Source organism: Cohnella sp. SGD-V74 (assembly GCF_003001675.1).
Lineage (GTDB): Bacteria > Bacillota > Bacilli > Paenibacillales > Paenibacillaceae > Cohnella.
On the sequence record NZ_PVYW01000019.1, the window covers coordinates 1 to 18,153 of the forward strand.

Sequence of the window (18,153 nt, forward strand, 5' to 3'; positions counted from 1 at the left end):
TTGGGAGCAAGCCCCCTCCTAACTCCGCTCGACTTGCATGTATTAGGCACGCCGCCAGCGTTCGTCCTGAGCCAGGATCAAACTCTCCATGAAAGTTGATTAGCTCATTCACTGCTGGTATTGCTTTTGTTTCTTACGCTCAATGTTCAGTTTTCAAGGTGCAATCTGTGTTTCTTTTTCAGTGCCGCCCGAGGCGACTTAAATAATATAGCACAGCACGCTAGGCCTTTGCAACCCCCTTTATGCATGGAATTTTATTGAAGTTGTTTACCTCTATATAATGGGTCGACAACACTCAACAACCCCTACATCTGTACCGCATCCGATTTTCTCCCCCGCTCCCCCATGTTGTCAGGTCAAGCTCCAGCGAGGGAGCAACGCATTTAGCCAGGAACAGAACATCGCTCACGACACCCCATCTTTTTGCACAAAGTTGAGAGGCGGGAACATGGTTATCCTAGGAACAGCTACCGTTGGGTAGTGGTTGTGATAATGTTGGCGCGATCGTGGTAACGGTTGTGATGGTGATGGTTGTGGTCTATGGTTGTGGTGACCACGGCGATGCGGTGATAACGGTAATGGCATAACGTTACGGTGTAATGCTAAATGACCGACACGGGTCCGGCTAACGGACAATAGAGCGATGGCATAATGTTATTTCCCCATTTGCCCCCCAACATCGCCCAGAACCCATGAAATAACGTGATGCCGTAACGCTAACCCACGTTCAACCTCCAGGCCCGCAACCAATAACGCTACCCCATCGTCCTATGCCATTCCATGTCGCTCAACGGCAAGCCATCGCACATAAACCCTCGGGAATTCAGGTTAACCTGACAACATTGCTCCGCCCCCCCCCTTTACTACCCTGCCTGCCGAGCCCAAGCCAAGCTCAAAAAAAGAAGAACAGCCGGTCGCCCGCCCACCAGGCGAACAACCGGCCTCTATTAAGATAACGACTGCAACGACTCCTAATGTCGCCGGCACGCGTTACATCCCCTTAACCACTCATTACCCGTCGGAACGCTCCCGCATATGAGGGAACAACAGAACGTCGCGGATCGACGGCGCGTCGGTCAACAGCATGACCAGACGGTCGACGCCGATGCCGAGTCCGCCCGTCGGCGGCATGCCGTGCTCCAGCGCGCGGATGAAGTCGTCGTCCATCTCGTGCGCTTCGTCGTTACCCGCTTCCTTCTCTTCCAGCTGCGATTCGAACCGCTCGCGCTGATCGATCGGATCGTTCAGCTCCGTGAACGCATTGGCGTGCTCGCGGGCGACGATGAACAGCTCGAACCGGTCCGTGAACCGCGGATCGGCTTCGTTCTTCTTCGCCAGAGGAGAGATCGCCACCGGATGGCCGGTTACGAAAGTAGGCTGAATTAAGGTGTGCTCGCAGAACGTCTCGAAGAACGCGTTGACGATATGACCGAACGACATATGCTTCTCGACCGGCACCTTGTGCTCCTTGGCCAGCGCATGGGCTTCCTCGTCCGTCATCTGGGCGGTAAAGTCCACGCCAACCGTCTCGCGGATCAGCTCGGTCATGGACACTCTGCGCCACGACGGAGTCAGGTCCACTTCCTGGCCTTGGTACGCAATCTTCGTCGTGCCGAGAACTTCCTGCGCGATATGGGCAATCAGCGACTCGGTCAGTCGCATAATGTCCTCATAGTCGGCATAAGCCTCGTACAGCTCGATCATCGTGAACTCGGGGTTATGGCGCGTCGAGATGCCTTCGTTGCGATAGACGCGTCCGATCTCGTACACCTTCTCCAGGCCGCCGACGATGAGCCGCTTCAGATGCAGCTCGATCGCGATCCGCATATAGAGCTGCATGTCCAGCGCGTTGTGATGCGTAATGAAAGGACGAGCCGCAGCGCCGCCCGCAATGGAATGCAGCGTCGGAGTCTCGACTTCCAAATAACCGCGATCGTCCAAATAGCGACGCATCGATTGAATGATGCGCGAGCGCGTAATGAACGTCTTCTGAACGTCCGGGTTGACGATCAGGTCCACATAGCGCTGGCGGTAACGCGTCTCCACGTCCTTCAGCCCATGGAACTTGTCCGGCAGCGGAAGAAGCGACTTGGTCAGAACCTCCAGGTCGTCCACCTTGATCGAGGTTTCGCCTGTCTTCGTCTTGAACACGACGCCTTTAACGCCGATGATGTCGCCGATGTCGAGCAGATCGAACGCCTTGAACTTATGCTCGGGCACCGTATCCTGACGAACGTAGATCTGAATCTTCCCGCTCAGATCCTGGATGTGCGCGAAAGCCGCCTTGCCCATCGAGCGTTTCGTCATGATCCGTCCCGCGACATTCACTTCGACCGCCTTCTCGTCCAATTCCTCTTTCGATAATTCCGAGTATTGCGCGAGAAGTTCGCCCGCGTGATGCGTGCGGTCAAACTTGACGCCGAACGGATCGACGTCCAGCGCCCGCAGGTCGTCCAGCTTGCCGCGCCGGATTCGCAGCAGTTCGCCTAATTCCAACTCTTCCGACTGACCGTTATGTTCCATTGTTCTGCTCCTTCATTCGTATCTGGATTTATTCGGCTCGGCCCGGCGCGCTTCAAGCGAATGTCCGCTAACAGGCAAAAAAGCTTCCTAAGGAAGCTTTTTTCTATCCCAGTCAATCGGCTTCTCCGTCCTTATGGGCGGCGACTAACGTCTGAATTGCGGCTGGCCTCGTTGCTACATCTTGATATCGACAATTTTGTATTGAATGATGCCCGCAGGAACGCTCACTTCAACGGTTGTGCCCTTCTTCTTGCCGATGATGGCTTTACCTACCGGACTTTCGTTGGAGATTTTGTTGTTCAGCGGGTCAGACTCGGCGGTGCCGACGATCGTATATTCCATCGTATCGCCATATTCCAAATCTTCCACGACGACCGTCGAGCCGATGCTCACCGTCTCCAGATCGATTTCTTCGCTGTTAATGATCCGCGCGTTGCGGAGCATCTTCTCCAGCGTAATGATCCGGCCTTCGATGAAGGCTTGCTCGTTCTTAGCGTCCTCGTATTCCGAGTTTTCGCTAATGTCGCCGTATCCGATGGCTACTTTAATTCGTTCCGCGACTTCGCGGCGTTTGACGGATTTAAGGTTCTCGAGTTCGTCTTCAAGCCTCTTAAGCCCGTCTTGGGTCAGAAGCACTTCCTTGTCGCTCATCTCACCGATCTCCTGTCATGGAAAAGATTTTCGAGGTTGCTAACCAATATATGGTCGGTCATCGCCGACATGACATCTTTATCCGATGTTAGCCTGCGATTTTCCTGATGCTTGGGCGAATATTGGTACGATTATATTGCAACCCCTTGAAAATGTCAATTCGCGGAAGGGACATGAATGAAACCGCTTCCTCTCAGGGCGTGTATGCAAACCCGCTCAGAGGCATCTAGCACCGCCTTTCGCCCCCTGCTTCGTCACTTTTGCTTGACGCACCCCGGTACGCCTTCACAAAAGTTCCTTGCATGGAATGAAAATTCGGCAACATCTGCTATCTTCGGAGGTTGCATACACACCCTAGTGTACGAGGATTTCGCCGGATTCAGAAGCTCCGGCCGCTTCGCGAGCCAACATTTCCTCTACCCGGTTCACATACTCGTCCAGCACGGCCACCACTTCCGCCCGGGATTGCAACTCCATGACCGAATTTTTCGCGGCTGCGGAGTCCGGAAGTCCCTTGAGGTACCAGGCGAGGTGCTTGCGCATTTCGCGAACGGCGACCCGCTCTCCCCTGAGCTCGGCCAGACGGTCCATGTGCAGCATCGCGATGCGGATTTTCTCGCTTGGAGCCGGATCGCCCAGCAGCTCACCCGTTGTCAGGAAATGAACGGTACGATACAGCATCCACGGATTGCCCAGCGCCCCCCGTCCGATCATGACACCGTCGCAATTTGTGTGCTCCAGCAGGCGCTTCGCGTCCTCGGGCGAGAACACGTCCCCGTTGCCGATCACCGGAATGTTCACCGCCTGCTTCACGTCGCGCAAAATATCCCAGTTGGCCTTGCCCGTATACAGCTGCTCACGCGTTCTTCCGTGCACGCTGACGGCCGCGCCTCCGGCCCGCTCCACCGCCTGGGCGTTCTCCACCGCGTAGATATGCTCGTCGTCCCACCCGATGCGCATCTTGACTGTCACAGGCTTCTTGGCCGCGTCCGCGGCGTAGGACACCATCTCGTAAATTTTTTTCGGATCGAGCAGCCACCTGGCGCCCGCGTCGCATTTCGTCACCTTCGGCACGGGACAGCCCATGTTAATGTCGATAATGTCCGCATTCGTGTTCTGGTCGACGAACTTCACAGCTTCGACGAGAGACTCTTTGTCCCCTCCGAAAATTTGCAGGCTCAGCGGCTTCTCGCGCTCGTCCACGAACAGCATTTCCAGCGTGCGCTGGTTGCCGTGCAGAATCGCCTTGTCGCTCACCATCTCCGCGCAGACGAGTCCGCAGCCGAATTCCTTGGCGATCAGCCGGAACGCCGGGTTGCAGACGCCCGCCATCGGAGCCAGCACGACGTTATTGTTCATCGTCACATTGCCGATCTTCAGCATGATTCCTTACTCCTTTCCTAACCCCTCTTGATCCTGCGCCTCGAAGCGCGAAATGCCCTCATCCCGCAGAGACATAGCCGACAACTGCTTCTCCCATGGAAAAGGGGACTCCTCCGGCCAGATGTCCTTCAGCGGCACCAATACGAACGCCCGCTCCCCCATACGGGGATGCGGGATCGTCAATTCCGGCGTATCCATCGCAACCGCGTCGTACGCCAGCAAATCCAGGTCGATATTCCGGGGACCCCAGCGGATGTCCCTTATCCGTCCCATGTCCCGCTCGATCGCGAGCAGGCGGCGAAGCAGGTCTACGGGGCCGATGGCCGTTTTCAACCCGATCGTCATATTGAGAAAAGAAGGCTGGTCGGTATACCCTACCGGAGCCGTCTCGTAAATCGGAGAAATCCGATGCAGCTCGAGATCCGGTTCCGCCCGCAGCCTTCGTATCGCTTCCTTCAGCGAGGCTTCCCGGTCTCCCAGGTTGGCGCCCAGCGCCACGTATGCTTCATGCAACTCAGTTCAATCCTCCGCAGGGACGATGCTCCCGTCCGGTCCTCTCCGTCTGGACAGCTCCACGGTCACTCCGTCGAAGGTAATGTCGAACGGCGGGTTCGGCTTCGTCACCGATACCGTCGCTTTATGGATACTAGTATACGTTCCGAGAACGGCCGAAGCAATATTTGCGGCCAGCGTCTCGATCAGCTTGACCGGAGGTCCTTCCACAATCCGCTTGACCAAGGCATGGATCTCCGCGTAATTCACCGTATCCTCGACGTCGTCGCTAAGCGCGGCGCGGGCGAGATCCAGCCGCAAGTCGAGATCCACGCAGTATTTTTGCCCGAGCTTGTTTTCTTCCGGGTATACGCCGTGATATCCATAAAACACCATGCGCTTCAGCTGCATTCTATCCATTCGCGGCCACCGCCTTTCCCGATTTGTCCCGGTACGCGACCGCATCCGTCATCGCGGCCACGCGTTTCGACAGCAGCACGTCGTGCACCCGCACGATCTGACAGCCTTGAACGATGCCCAGCGCCGTCGTCGCGCCGGTGCCTTCCGCCGCTTCCGCAGCCGTCACGCCGAGCGCCCGCTGGATGAACCGCTTGCGGGAAGCGGCCAGCAGCACGGGATACCCCAGAGCGACCACCTCTTCCAAACGGCCCATCATCTCCAGATTTTCCTCGTATTCCTTGGCGAAGCCCATTCCGGGGTCCAGCCAGACGTTCTCCTCGGCAACGCCGCCCTCACGGGCAATCCGCACGCTCTCGCGCAGATCGTTCAAGGCATCTTCCATAAAATCTCCGTAGTCGCGTTTGTCGCGATTATGCGTCAGGATGACCGGGCAGCCGAATTCCGCCGCCACGCGCGCCATCTCCGGGTCGCGCTTGAAGCCCCATACGTCGTTGATGATGTGGGCTCCCGCCTCCAGCGCCCGCCGCGCCGTCTCCGCCTTGTACGTGTCGACGCTGATCGGCAGCTTGACCCGAGCCTTGACCGCCCGGATCACCGGAAGAATGCGGGCCAGCTCCTCTTCCGCGGAGATCGGATCATGGCCGGGACGCGTCGATTCCCCGCCGATATCGATGATATCCGCGCCTTCCGCCGCCATCTGCTCGGCTCTCGCGGCCGCCGCTTCCGCTTCATTGTAGCGGCCCCCGTCGGAGAACGAGTCGGGCGTTGCATTCAGTATTCCCATAATCAGGGTTCTTCGTCCAAGCTCCAGCTCGATCCCGTCCCGGAACTTGTAGCTGCGTTGATAAAAAGTCGGATTCATTCGTTGTCATTCCTCTCCGCCGCATTGCGATACAGCTTCATTAGGCAGGCGGTCATCTCCCCGGCCTCTTCGCCGCTCCAATTCGTCCGTTGTCCTTGATCGTTCTCCAGCCGCACGACGGGCACGATCTCCTGCACGGAATTCGTGACGAAGATTTCGTCCGCTTCGAGCAGCGCCTCCCAGCCGTAAAGCCCTTCCTCCACGGGAAGGTCTTCCGCGCGCGCCAGCCGTATGACGTACTCCCGCGTTACGCCTTCGAGCAGACCGGTGTCTGAAGAAGGCGTGTACAGCTTGCCCGCCTTCACCCAGAACACGTTGCTGACCATCCCTTCCGCGACATCGCCGTTCCCATCGAGAAACAGCCCTTCCGTTCCCGGAGCCGCCCCTGCCGCCTGCAACTCTCTCTTGGCTACGATATTATTCATATAATGAAACGATTTTAGTCGGAACGCGCCTTCCGGCGTGCTTCTCCGCAGCTTCAGCAGGCGCAGCGTCTTGCCTTGCCGCGTCGCCGGCTCGTCCGGAGCGAGCGCCTTGGCGTAGACGATCTCATGCGGTCGTTCGTAGTCTCCGGCAGGAAGACCGATTTCGCCTTCTCCCGCCGACACCGACCACCGGATATACCCGTCGCTCAGTCCGTTAGCCGCGAGCAGCTCCGCAACGCCCCGCTCCATCCGGCCCGCGTCCGGCTCATAGCGGATGCCCAGCAGCTCGCAGCCCCGTTGCAACCGCGCGGCATGCTCCCGCAACAGCCACGGCCGCCCTCCGTACGTGCGGAACGTCTCGAACAAGCCCATCCCGTACAAAAAACCGTGATCGAATGCGGAGATCACGGCTTCGCTCTGGCTAGTCAGTTGTCCGTCGAATAAAAACTTCATGCCCTTACGCCCGATTTCTGATCGAGGAAATTGCGCAGAATTTTCAGCCCGTAATCGGTCATGATCGACTCCGGGTGGAACTGTACGCCCTCCACGACGTACTCCTTGTGCCGCAGCCCCATGATCAGGCCTTCTTCCGTCTCCGCGCTGATCTCCAGACAGTCCGGAAGCGTCTCGCGCTTCACGATCAAGGAATGGTAGCGAGTCGCCGTGAACGGAGAGGGCAGACCCGCGAAGATCGTCTTGCCGTCGTGCTTGATCTCGGACGTCTTGCCGTGCATAAGCTGATCCGCGCGAATGACGTCTCCGCCGAACGCTTGTCCGATCGATTGATGCCCCAGGCATACGCCGAAAATCGGGATCTCTCCCTTGAACCGCTCCAGCAGCGCGAGGCTGATGCCCGCTTCGTTAGGCGTGCACGGTCCCGGAGAAATCAAAATATGGTCGGGCGCAAGCTTGGCGATGCCGTCCAGATCGATCTCGTCGTTGCGATGAACGACGATCTCTTCGCCGAGCTCTCCTAAATACTGCACCAGGTTATACGTGAAAGAATCGTAGTTGTCGATCACCAGGATCATGTCGGTTCAACCTGCCCTTCGCTGTACTGCACCGCTTTCCAAAGCGCCTTGGCCTTGTTCAGGGATTCATGGAATTCCCGCTCCGGCACGGAATCGATGACGATGCCGGCCCCCGCTTGAATATGACAAACCCCGTCCTGTACGGCGATCGTACGAATAATTATATTAAATTCCATATTTCCGCTGTAGTCAATCCATCCGATCGAGCCCGTGTACGAACCTCTGCGGGTCGGTTCCAGTTCTTCGATGATTTCCATCGTGCGGATTTTGGGCGCTCCGGTAATCGTGCCCCCGGGGAACGTCGCCGCCAGCACGTCCAGCGCGTCCTTCCCGTCCGCCAGCGTCGCCTCCACCTGGGAGACGAGATGCATCACGTGGGAATACCTCTCCACCGTCAGCAGCTCCGGCACCCTGACTGTCCCATACTTCGCGACCCGCCCCAGGTCGTTGCGCTCCAGATCGACGAGCATGACGTGCTCGGCCCGCTCCTTCTCGTTGCCGAGAAGCTCGTCCTCCAGCGCGCGATCCTCCTCGGGCGTTCTGCCCCGACGGCGCGTGCCGGCGATCGGCCTCGTGGACAACCTCCGCCCGTCCACCTTCACGAGCAGTTCGGGAGAGGCGCTGACCAGCGAGAAAGACGGCGTCCTCAGCATTCCCATGTAAGGAGACGGATTTACGACGCGCAGCCATTCGTACAGCGTCTCGGGCGCGACGTCGGTGCGGCGGCTCTGCCGCAGCGCCAGATTGACCTGAAACACATCTCCCTGCCCGATGTAGCGCTGAACCTGCCTGACCGCCTCCTCGTACTGCGCCTTGCTCATCGACGTGATCAGTCCCGGCAGCCGTTCGATGTCGATCTCCAGGCGGTCATCGGCCATCCTCTCCCGCATCCTCGCCGCGCGTTCCCGACTTGTCGGGCTCTCTCCCTCGGCCAGCCAACTGAGCCACTGCCGTTCCATCTCCTCGGCGCGTTCCCGGGCCGAGCGGTGCAACCGCTCCAAGCCCTCGCGATCCGTATCCGATCCGACGCCAGCATGCACCGCAACGTATACTTCCCCTTCCGCATGGTCGGCAATCCACAGCTCCTCGAAACGCTGGAACACGTAGTCCGGCAGCCCAAGATCGTCCTGTGCGATAACAGGTAGCTTCTCCAGGCTTCGCACGACGTCGTAGCTCCAGAATCCGATGACGCCGCCGATACAGTCTGGCACGCCTTCCGGGCGGGGTCCCCGCCACGGCCTCAGCCATTCCCGCACCACGTCGAGCGGGCGGCCGTTCATGCGTCCGGTTTCCGTCCATTCCTCGCCGGACCCATGGACGGGCGACCATACGCTCGCCTCGTCTCCCTTGCCCGCGATTGCGGCGACCGGCCGCAGGCCGACGATCGTGTATCGGCCTCCCTTGCCGCTCTCGAGCACGCTCGCATGCGCCGATGCCTGCGCCCATGCGCCTTCCCAGAAAGCCGGCAGAACGCCGATGTCCGACTCCATCTTTATTTTCCTTATATAGGGCAGCAAAGTGTAACCCTCGCCCGAATTATGCCAAAGCTCCCACTGATCCAACGCCATCCATTCCACACTGCGCACTCTTTCCGCCCCTTCAGCCGGTCGCGGCTGTCTGTCTTTTTTAGAAAGAATACCATAAATGCCTCCTCCTTGCTTAAAAGAAATGCGAAGGACGGCAAAAAGCGGCGGGACGGAGGAATGATCCCCCGCTCCGCCGCTTCCGGCTTACTTCTCGATTAATTGAAGAGCGCGATACAGGAACGTCGCCGCTTCCGCTCTGCTGGTCATGCTCTTCGGCATCATATTGCCGTTGGAGCCCGTAACCAGCCCGTGTTCAAGCATGGTCGCTGCGCTTTCCGCAGCATACGGCGCGATCTGGCTCGCATCGCGATAGCTGTCGAGCGCCGAGCCGGATGCGGCCGGTTTGACGACACCCGTCGACTGCAGCGCGCGAGTCAGCATGACCATGACGTCCTGACGGCTGATCGGATCTCGCGGAGCGAAGTTGACGCCGTTCACTCCGGAGACGATGCCCAATTGTTTGGCAATGGAAACCGCATCATAATAATAGTCCTGCGACCGCACGTCCGCAAAAGTCGATGCAAACTCGGCGCGCAAATCAAGCAGGTTCACCAGCATCAGGATGAAATCCGCCCGCGTCACCGGACTGGCTGGACTGAAGGCGGCCTTCTCGATCGAAGTGCCTTTGACGATGCCTCTCTTGGCCAACTCCTCGATTGCCTCGCGCGCCCATTCATGCTTGCCAAGGTCGATGAACGCAGCCGCCGGGGCCGCAATGCCGACGGCATATACGCCGGCATGATCCACGGAGAACCGCAGAATCCCCTTATCGTAAACTGCATCCTTGACCTCTGCCGCGCGGTCGCCCGCCGTCAGCTCGTATACGCGCAGCCATGCCGCTTGCTCGCCCGCCTGCAGCGCATACGGGATTGCGATCCGAATCGCCCCCTTCGAATTGCTCCAAGCCAGAGCCTCTCCGTCCAACTGCAGCGCCACTTGCACAATCGGCCTGCTGCCGATCCTGCCAGCCGCTTCGTTGCCGCGATAATCGCCCGCACGATCGCTTACCGTGACGAGCAGCTTCCCTGCATTCGCCGTATTGGCGCCCGCCAGCATGTCGCCGTTGAGCACAAGCTGGCCGTACGGAGTGTCGATATGCAGCAGCAGATGGGATTGACCCGTCAGATTAGCCGCCGGAAGCTCCAATGCATAGCTGCCGGCTCCGTTCGCCGGTTTCAATTCAATGTGGACGTGCTTGTCGCCGTTGCTGTCGGCCGTCGCCTTGCGAATGGCGGCATTCAGATCCGACGCTCCGACCGAGGCCGAAGCCTGTTTGCCGTTCAACATCGGGACGAGCACGGCTTTGACCGAACCGTCCGCTTGCGAGGTATACGGGTCCGGCGTCGAGCCGCCGCCACCTCTGCCTCCGTTGCCGCCTCCACTATTGCCTCCGCCTCCATTGGTAGGCGGTTTGCGATATTCGAAGGCGGCCAGCTCGGGAGTCGTCATGTCGTCCGTCTCCAGCTCGACCGTATAACTTCCTTGCGCTTCGCCGGTCAGCGTGAAGGCGAACCCGAAGCTGCCGTCGTCCTTGGCGGTCCCCTGACCGGTATATTGAATGTTGCCGCTAGGATCGAGCACTTTGACGTACACTTGCTCCAGCTTGCCATTCATGACCAGACCGTCGATCGCGACGTTCTTGGTCGGGACGTCCACACCGGCCCGTATGCCGTCCAATGTCTTCATCTCCTGCTGCAGGGCAAGATCGTACACGCCGAATTCATAGAAGGAATATCCGTAGAACGTTGCCCGGTTCAGTCCGTCGAACTTGATATATCTTGCCGTCGTGGCCGGGAACACCAGCGTGTTCTTGCCGTCCGCCGCTTTAACCACGCCGTTGGTGCCGACGTTCAAGGGACGCCAATTCTGCTTGTCGTCCGAGACGGTCAGCAGGTATTGGTCCGCGCGAGCATACTCCCAATCGATGCGGATCGTGTCGAAGGTTTGCGGGCTGCCCAGATCGACCTGGAACCAGGCCGTCTCGCGCACTTCGCTCGCCCATCGTGTGGCCGGAGCGCCGTCCAGCGCCTTCTCGGGCTCCAACCCCGCCGCTTCCGTCGTGGACGCCTCCGCTTGTTTGTCCTGCGCGACGCTTCCAATCTCGTAATACACGCCTTCCTTCAGCGCCGTATAAGCGCTCTCCGCCGCGTAGCCGCGATCCTTGGCCTCTTCCAGCTTGGCATTGAAGGCCTTCAGATAGCGCTGGGCCTGCTCGGGATCGCTGGCTTGCGTACGCCCCATCATGATCAAGGCATTGCGCATAGCGCGGTTCGTCTCGGCATGGCTCAGCTGATTGTTTTCCGCATACTTATCCACGAGCGCCAGAAGGCCGTCCGCGCCCAAGCGAGCCTCTATGACGAACTTAACCGTCTTCGATTTGGCGGCGGCCACCGTCAACTCCAGCACATGCTTGCCCGGCTTGCCCGTCAGATCCACTACAGTTCCTTGCGTGTACGGCTTGCCGTCATACTTGGCCGTTACTTTGATAATCCCGCTGCCGTCATCTCCCGGAACGGTCCAGGTGAAAGCGGCCTGGGTCGTGTCCGGCACGATCTTATGCTCCGAGATCGGCTGCCCGTTCATAAGCGTTACAACATCCGGCGGAACGGCGTCCTGCTTCTGGTAAGTGCCTTTCGCGAATTGATACAGCCAATCGTAGAGCACGCGAGTAGCGGGGTCTGCGCTGTTAGCCGCGTTGTAAACGGCGTTGTTGCCTTGATAGTATGCTTTATACCCTTGCTGCATCAGTCCTGTATCCACGCCGCTGTTCAAATACTCGATGAACCGCTCGCGGAAGACGGCGTCGTTGATCATCCTGTCGTCGAACTCCAATTCCAGCGACATGCCGTACCGTTTCGCCATATCCGCCGTATCTTCCAGACGCGAAGGGTCCAACTGCTCGAAGAAGTAATTCGGCTGCAGCGATATCGCATCAATGCCGACATCCTTCCACATGAATGCCTTGTAGGCCAGAAAATGAGGAATCCAGAACATCTTCAAGCCGGCGGCATGCACGATGTCGCTCGTCCTCTTGACCATCTCCGGGCCGGTCGCATGCGTGCTGATCTGCTCCTCCAGCCAATACATGCCGACGAGTTCCAGGTTCGAGTAGTTGGCCGCCGCCCATCTGGCTTGCACTTCATCGACCCACCACCGAATCGCTTTCTCCCGATTGTTCAGCGATGCGGCGCTGCCGACCGTGCCGACATTGAAATCCAGATTTTCGCCGTTAAGGCTGCCGAAGTCGGACTGATACTCGCCCGGTTCCGGAATCATCAGAACGACCTTCGTCTTGCGGTCGGGCTGCCCGAGCTTGGCGCCCGCCTCGATCGTCGCTTCGTTCAACGCGCTCATATCGCCGCCAATGGCGAACGTTTTATTCAAATACCAGTCCCATTCCTCTTTTCTGGCTTTGCCGGCCGCGTCCGTCGCTCCGAAGCCTCTGCCGTTCTCCGACGTCAAGCCCAGATACAGCACGCCGTCGAACAGCCAGTCGACCGGTTCGCCCTGCTGGTTCACGTAGCTGATATTCGGGATAACCCGCTCCTTCGTCCAAGTTCCCGTGCCATCTCCGTAATGCCCGTTATACAGCAAACCCAGGTTTTGAATACCGCCGGTTGCCACCCCCGGTTGCTGCAGGGCATAAGGGACGGGCTGCACCGGCTGGGCTTCTGCGAGAAGACCGTCCGCACCGGTAATCGTCACCTCGTCGATCATGCTCCATGCCCTCGAATGCATGGAGAACACAACCTTCACATACCGTGCGTACACGAGCCCCTCGGCGTAATCGCCCCGTTTCACGACTCCGGTCTCCTCGCTGCCATCCCATGAATAGGTCTCGATGGCGGTCTGATCGCCCCACAACAATTGAGTCGCATTATGAGACAATACGCCCCAGTTCACCTGATCGTCGGACGCGTAAAAAGAAACGGTGAGCGGTACGAGCGTCTCGTTGTTCGGCCAATCGTGCAGGAAGCGCGCGCTGACCTCCTTGATCGTCTTCGGCTCGCCCAGATCGAACACGACCGAACGGGATTTCTTGTTGCGGTGGCCCACCCAATTGCCGCTGGCGCGTGACGGGTCGGCGCTATTCCCGTCCGTCAGCTTCGTCCCGTCATCCGGGAAAGCGTCTTCCGGCTGTTCCGACCAGGTATACGTTTTCCCTTGGGCCAAATTGTAGAAAACTGCGCCTCCTCCGCCCGGATCCTCCGCATATACGGACGACAGCAACGACAGCAGCATGACCGGGACAAGCAGCAAAGCGGTCAAACCTCTTCTTGTTCTCATCGTAAGCTCACGCTCTCTTTCCAGGTAAAATGGGATCTATTCCTGCGCCTTCATCTTCGCAAGCGCATCGAGCATGTTCAGAATGACGACTGCCGCCTCTGCTCGCGTGGCTGAAACCTCCGGCGCGAACCGGTTGTCCCCGCGTCCGCTCATGACTCCCGCCTCTTGGGCTGCCGCTACGTACGGCTTCGCCCAAGCCGGAATTTGATCTGCGTCCGCGTAAGAGAGATCAGATCCTTCCGCAGGCTTCAAGCCCAAGCCGCGAACGATCATCGCTGCCAGCTCCGCGCGGCTGATCGAAGCCTTCGGACGGAAGGTCCGATCCGCATAACCGCTGATCAGGCCGGATTCCAGCGCTTGCGCAATATACGGCTTCGCCCAGGCTTGAATCGAGCCTGCGTCGGCGAAGTCCAGCGAGCCGTTCGCTCCTTGCAGCTTCAACGCTTTGACCAGCATGGCGACGAATTCGTCCCTGCTGACCGTCTTATTGGGCTTGAACGACCCGTCGGTGTAACCGGCCACGAATCCAAGCTCGACGGCTCGCTTGATCGACGCCTCGGCCCAGTGGCTGGCAATATCGTGCAACCGAATCGTCGACGATCCGCCGCCGTCCGATCCGGAGCCATTCTCAGCGCCGTTGTCCGAGCCACTCCCGCCGCCATTGCCCTGATCTCCGCCGCTCGGATTTGAACCGCCGCTTTGTCCGCCGTCCGGGCCTGGAGTGACGGGACTCGGAGACCATCCGCCTCCGCCGGAGCCGGGCAGCGCTCTGATCATCACCTTAAACGTTTTGTCCGCCGAAGCGGCTCCCTTGCTGATCGTCGCGGTCAGCACAACCTCGATGTCGCTTGAACCGCCGGACGGACGCTTCAGCAGCTGGCCGTTGGCATTCAAGTAGTCGGGCTTCGAGCTGCTCCAGACGATACGCGTGCCCTGCTGTCCTTTTTGCGGGAGATAGATATTGGAAGCAAGGCTGCCGTTCACGTTAAGCTCGATCAGGTCCATTACGTCTTCGATCGTCAGACGATCGCGCGCAGCGCTTAATCCGGCATACGCCTGCTCGGCGTCAGGACGGGACAGCTGCGAATTTTGAATCGCCGCAATCGCATGGCTCATCGCCTGCTGAAGCTGCGACCAGCCTTCCGGAGAATAATTGGCTTCCACAAGCCGATCGGCTTCGATAGCCGTCAGCAGGTCGATAATCGGCCGAATGTTGCCGAGCTTGTACTGCTCGCCGTACACTTCGAATTCCTCGAAGGAATAGCCGAACATGGTCGCTCTCGTCACGCCTGCGAACTTCACGTATCTGGCCGGCGCGCTCTGGAAAGTCGTGACGACCCGCCCCTGCTTGCCGTTAATCTCGCCGTTGTTGTCCTTCACGACATTCGTCCAGTTCACCTTGTCCTCGGACACGTAAATGCGGTATTTCGAACCGTAAGCCGTCTGCCACAGGATGGACACCGTGTCGATGTTCTTCACTTCGCCCAGATCCACCATGAACCACGTATCGTCCACCCAATCGCTGGACCATCGGGTATCTCCCCTGCCGTCCACCGCCTTGTCCGCCGTGTAGGAAGCGGATTCCGGCTGCGACGATTCCGCTTGCTTGTGCAAAGCCAGGTTTCCATGCAAGTCCATGTAGGTATTCCATATGACGAGTTCGTCAATCAGGCCTTTGAAGGCATTCGTGGCGCTGCCGATTTTCGCGACCGGCAGCACGAACGTTTCCAGCTTGGAGCCGTCTTTCAACGTAGCCGTATACTCGCTGCCGTTAATGAAAATCGAGGTGCCGGTGTCGTCCCCGGTCATGACGACTTGCGTCCAGCGGTCGGTCGGCAGCTTGTAATTGAATTCGCTGACGTAGTTTTCCTTCGCGATGGCGATTTTGCCGCTGCCCCCGATGTTGTATTTCAACTGCCCGTCCGGGGATTCCAGCAACACGGTCCCTTGCGGACTGTCGGCGTCCGGCTTGATCCACATGGACAGCGTCCATCCGAACCCGAGCGTACGCAGCGGGGTTTCCACATAGCTGGCGCCGCCGTTCAGCCTCACCGCCTGTCCGAACATCCCCTTATCCGCGCTCGCATTCACCGCATGGCCGTCAAAGCCGTTGCCCGAACGATCCGCGAAGCCTTCGTCAAATGTGTAATCCACCACGATATGGCGCTCGTTTTCCACTTGCAGCTTGTGCGAGAGATGCACGTTGGGCGGGTCCGCGTAGCGGGCGGCGTCCGCCTGGAAGCTCGCGAAGTTCCGATCGATGCGATTGCCTCTCCACAGCTTCTCCGCCAACGCTTGCATGGAAGGCAGAATTCGTTGATGCGAATCCGCCATCGAGACGCCCTTTTCCACGGATACATCGTTCCAGAGCGCGAACATGCCGCCTTTGACCTGCGGATGCGCATAGGGAAGCTTCGTCTCCAGCCAATCGTTAGGCTCCCATTCGTTGTAGATGAAATCGTAATTCAAGTAGCTGCGGTACAGCTGCGGAACGATATAAAGCAAATTGGTATTGGTGTTGATAATGTCGTAGCCGAGTTCGACCGCCTGCCTCGCGCTGCCGTACGGCTCGTACCAGATGTCCATCGTCGCATTGCTGCTGACCGGCGTCGTGCCGTCGTAGGCGGACAGACTGCCCCACAGACGGGCGCGTTTTCCTTTTCCGTCAATATGATGGAGGAGCGTGTCCGTGTAGCTGCGGAAAGCTTCCTTGTCGCTGCCGAAATATTCATCCGTGCCGATATGCACGTCCGGGCCGACGAAAGTCGGATTGCCGCCGTCCAAATACTCGTCAAAGAGCGCCTTGACGAAGTCGATCGTCTCGGGACGCGCAATATCCAGCTGATTGCGGCTGCCCAGCCGCGGATCGTAAGCGATGAACGCGCCGGAGTGGCCCGGCGTATCGATCTCCGGCACGACGTTTACGCCGTACTCCATCCCGAGCAGCTGCAAATCCCTGAATTGCTGCTTCGTATAGAAGCCGTCCGTGCTCGTCATTCCGGGGAACGTCTCGCTCTCCAAGCGAAACTTTCCGACATCGCCGACATCGTCGTTCAAGTGAATCTGGAATCGGTTCATCTTGTAGTAGGACATCAGCTTGACATAGTCCTGCAAAAACTCGATCGTATAAAACTTGCGGGCCACATCCAGCATGAAGCCCCGATCGGGGTATTTCGGATAATCGCGCGTTTGCCCTTTGGGCATTGCCTTATGATCGGGAGCATGACCGAGCAGCTGCAATACCGTCCTCGTGCCGAACATGACTCCCGTTTGATTGGAGGAAGCAATAGAGGCATACTCGCCGATATTCAGCTCATACCCTTCCGTCCCCAATCCCGCTTGGGCGACATCCAGCGTCAAATAGATATCCCCCGCCTGCGGAGCGCCGGTCGTCACCTCCAGCGACTGCTTGGTTAAATCCAGCAGGTCTTGCTGCAAAATGTCGGCCGTCCGCCGCAGAGCGGCCTCATCCTCTGCCCGAATGACGATTCTCGAATGATCCGTCAAACGGAACTCGCCGGTTGCGCCCAGCCACTCGCGCAGAGAAGGAATGACGCGCGGCTCCGGATTGCGGTCGCTTGTCTGCTTGAATAGGCCGGGTACAGTGACCAGCACATTATCCGTAAGGAAATAAGTCGGATCGCTGTCGCTTTCGATTTTCAGCAGCAGCTGAATCTGCGTATCAACCAGCGGCGCATGGATATTGCCCTGCGCATCGATGACCGGCAAGCTGTCCGTGTTCACCAACGTCAGCGTGTAGTCGGCCGGTACGGGAGGCAGATTCAGTTGGGTATCTCCTTCGTTAACGACGATGCCGCTTTTGACCGCCTCCATCATCGGCGGCAGCAGCGGCCTGCCTTTGTACACTTCGAACTCCCAGAAGGAGTACCCGTAATAAATGCCTTCAACCGGACGGCGCGTTACTCCCTGGAACTTGACGTATCGCGCCATTGTCGGCTCAAACTCGATCGTATCTTCAACCGGCCCAGGGGCGACGAGCGTGCGATTGTCCGAGAATACGTTCCGCCAGGACAACGCATCGTCGGACACGAGAATTTGATATTGGTCCGCCGGAGTCTGCCAATGGATGACCACTCTTCCGATCTCTGCGGACTCGCCCAGATCTACGTAGAACCACTGATCATCCGTTCTTTCCGAAGACCAGCGGCTTAGCCCTTCGGCGCCGCCGTCCACCGCTTTCTCGGGTCCGAAAAAATCTACCTCGTTCGACGAGGAATAAGCGTCCTTCCCTAAAGCCAGATTCCCTGCCGAGGCGCCGGACTTCTCCGGGGGCAGAGCAATCATTATGAAAGCGGTAACAAGAAGCGCGAAAAAAATAACCCTCTGGCGAACACGCATTAAGATACCTCCTTGTAATCATCTCGCACAGCATTCACAAGCGGTATTGCTTTCCCTCCCCATGCTCATTTGCAACGGCACCTTCATTATAAGTAGGGGGCATTCGCGCTTCGATATACTTGTGTTTACATTCC

General features: G+C 58.5%; 11 protein-coding genes and 1 rRNA gene. All 12 read right to left on the reverse strand.

The features are described 5' to 3' along the window. Window positions 1–93: ribosomal RNA gene (locus B0G52_RS25305) — 16S ribosomal RNA — on the reverse strand; the annotation flags it as partial. A gap of 918 nt (window positions 94–1,011) precedes the next feature. Beyond that, window positions 1,012–2,523, reverse strand: coding sequence for a lysine--tRNA ligase (gene lysS, locus B0G52_RS25310; protein ID WP_094048466.1), 1,512 nt, complete (start codon window positions 2,521–2,523; stop codon window positions 1,012–1,014). 174 nt (window positions 2,524–2,697) lie between these two features. Then, window positions 2,698–3,174, reverse strand: a complete 477-nt coding sequence (gene greA / locus B0G52_RS25315; RefSeq protein ID WP_094048468.1) for a transcription elongation factor GreA — start codon at window positions 3,172–3,174, stop codon at window positions 2,698–2,700. Window positions 3,175–3,528: 354 nt separating this feature from the next. Beyond that, complete coding sequence (dusB, locus tag B0G52_RS25320; RefSeq protein WP_094048470.1) at window positions 3,529–4,557, reverse strand: tRNA dihydrouridine synthase DusB; 1,029 nt, start codon at window positions 4,555–4,557, stop codon at window positions 3,529–3,531. 6 nt (window positions 4,558–4,563) lie between these two features. Next, window positions 4,564–5,070 carry a 2-amino-4-hydroxy-6-hydroxymethyldihydropteridine diphosphokinase gene (folK, locus tag B0G52_RS25325; RefSeq protein ID WP_094048472.1) on the reverse strand — a complete coding sequence of 169 codons (507 nt, stop codon included), beginning with the start codon at window positions 5,068–5,070 and terminating at the stop codon, window positions 4,564–4,566. Between the two features lie 6 nt (window positions 5,071–5,076). Beyond that, window positions 5,077–5,469: a dihydroneopterin aldolase gene (folB, locus tag B0G52_RS25330; RefSeq protein ID WP_094048474.1), complete on the reverse strand. Its 393-nt coding sequence runs from the start codon at window positions 5,467–5,469 to the stop codon at window positions 5,077–5,079. Next, entirely contained in the window at window positions 5,462–6,331 is an 870-nt protein-coding gene (gene folP / locus B0G52_RS25335) for a dihydropteroate synthase (RefSeq protein WP_094048476.1), read from the reverse strand. Before folP ends, folB begins: the two co-directional genes overlap by 8 nt. Beyond that, entirely contained in the window at window positions 6,328–7,209 is an 882-nt protein-coding gene (gene pabC / locus B0G52_RS25340) for an aminodeoxychorismate lyase (RefSeq protein ID WP_094048478.1), read from the reverse strand. Before pabC ends, folP begins: the two co-directional genes overlap by 4 nt. After that, window positions 7,206–7,787 (reverse strand): aminodeoxychorismate/anthranilate synthase component II, encoded by a 582-nt coding sequence (gene pabA / locus B0G52_RS25345; protein ID WP_094048480.1) that lies wholly within the window; start codon window positions 7,785–7,787, stop codon window positions 7,206–7,208. The genes pabC and pabA overlap by 4 nt, the downstream gene beginning before the upstream one ends. After that, window positions 7,784–9,355 carry an anthranilate synthase component I family protein gene (locus B0G52_RS25350; RefSeq protein WP_198960730.1) on the reverse strand — a complete coding sequence of 524 codons (1,572 nt, stop codon included), beginning with the start codon at window positions 9,353–9,355 and terminating at the stop codon, window positions 7,784–7,786. The genes pabA and B0G52_RS25350 overlap by 4 nt, the downstream gene beginning before the upstream one ends. 162 nt (window positions 9,356–9,517) lie before the next feature. After that, window positions 9,518–13,660 (reverse strand): DUF4855 domain-containing protein, encoded by a 4,143-nt coding sequence (locus tag B0G52_RS25355; RefSeq protein ID WP_094048484.1) that lies wholly within the window; start codon window positions 13,658–13,660, stop codon window positions 9,518–9,520. 36 nt (window positions 13,661–13,696) lie between these two features. Continuing rightward, window positions 13,697–18,019, reverse strand: coding sequence for an S-layer homology domain-containing protein (locus B0G52_RS25360; RefSeq protein ID WP_094048487.1), 4,323 nt, complete (start codon window positions 18,017–18,019; stop codon window positions 13,697–13,699). Window positions 18,020–18,153 lie beyond the last annotated feature (134 nt).

What these genes read in the sequence shown, in the direction of transcription:
- lysS (WP_094048466.1), bottom strand. Translation starts at nt 2,523, where the DNA reads ATGGAACATAACGGTCAGTCGGAAGAGTTGGAATTAGGCGAACTGCTG.
- greA (WP_094048468.1), bottom strand. Translation starts at nt 3,174, where the DNA reads ATGAGCGACAAGGAAGTGCTTCTGACCCAAGACGGGCTTAAGAGGCTT.
- dusB (WP_094048470.1), bottom strand. Translation starts at nt 4,557, where the DNA reads ATGCTGAAGATCGGCAATGTGACGATGAACAATAACGTCGTGCTGGCT.
- folB (WP_094048474.1), bottom strand. Translation starts at nt 5,469, where the DNA reads ATGGATAGAATGCAGCTGAAGCGCATGGTGTTTTATGGATATCACGGC.
- folP (WP_094048476.1), bottom strand. Translation starts at nt 6,331, where the DNA reads ATGAATCCGACTTTTTATCAACGCAGCTACAAGTTCCGGGACGGGATC.
- pabC (WP_094048478.1), bottom strand. Translation starts at nt 7,209, where the DNA reads ATGAAGTTTTTATTCGACGGACAACTGACTAGCCAGAGCGAAGCCGTG.
- pabA (WP_094048480.1), bottom strand. Translation starts at nt 7,787, where the DNA reads ATGATCCTGGTGATCGACAACTACGATTCTTTCACGTATAACCTGGTG.
- B0G52_RS25350 (WP_198960730.1), bottom strand. Translation starts at nt 9,355, where the DNA reads ATGGCGTTGGATCAGTGGGAGCTTTGGCATAATTCGGGCGAGGGTTAC.
- B0G52_RS25355 (WP_094048484.1), bottom strand. Translation starts at nt 13,660, where the DNA reads ATGAGAACAAGAAGAGGTTTGACCGCTTTGCTGCTTGTCCCGGTCATG.
- B0G52_RS25360 (WP_094048487.1), bottom strand. Translation starts at nt 18,019, where the DNA reads ATGCGTGTTCGCCAGAGGGTTATTTTTTTCGCGCTTCTTGTTACCGCT.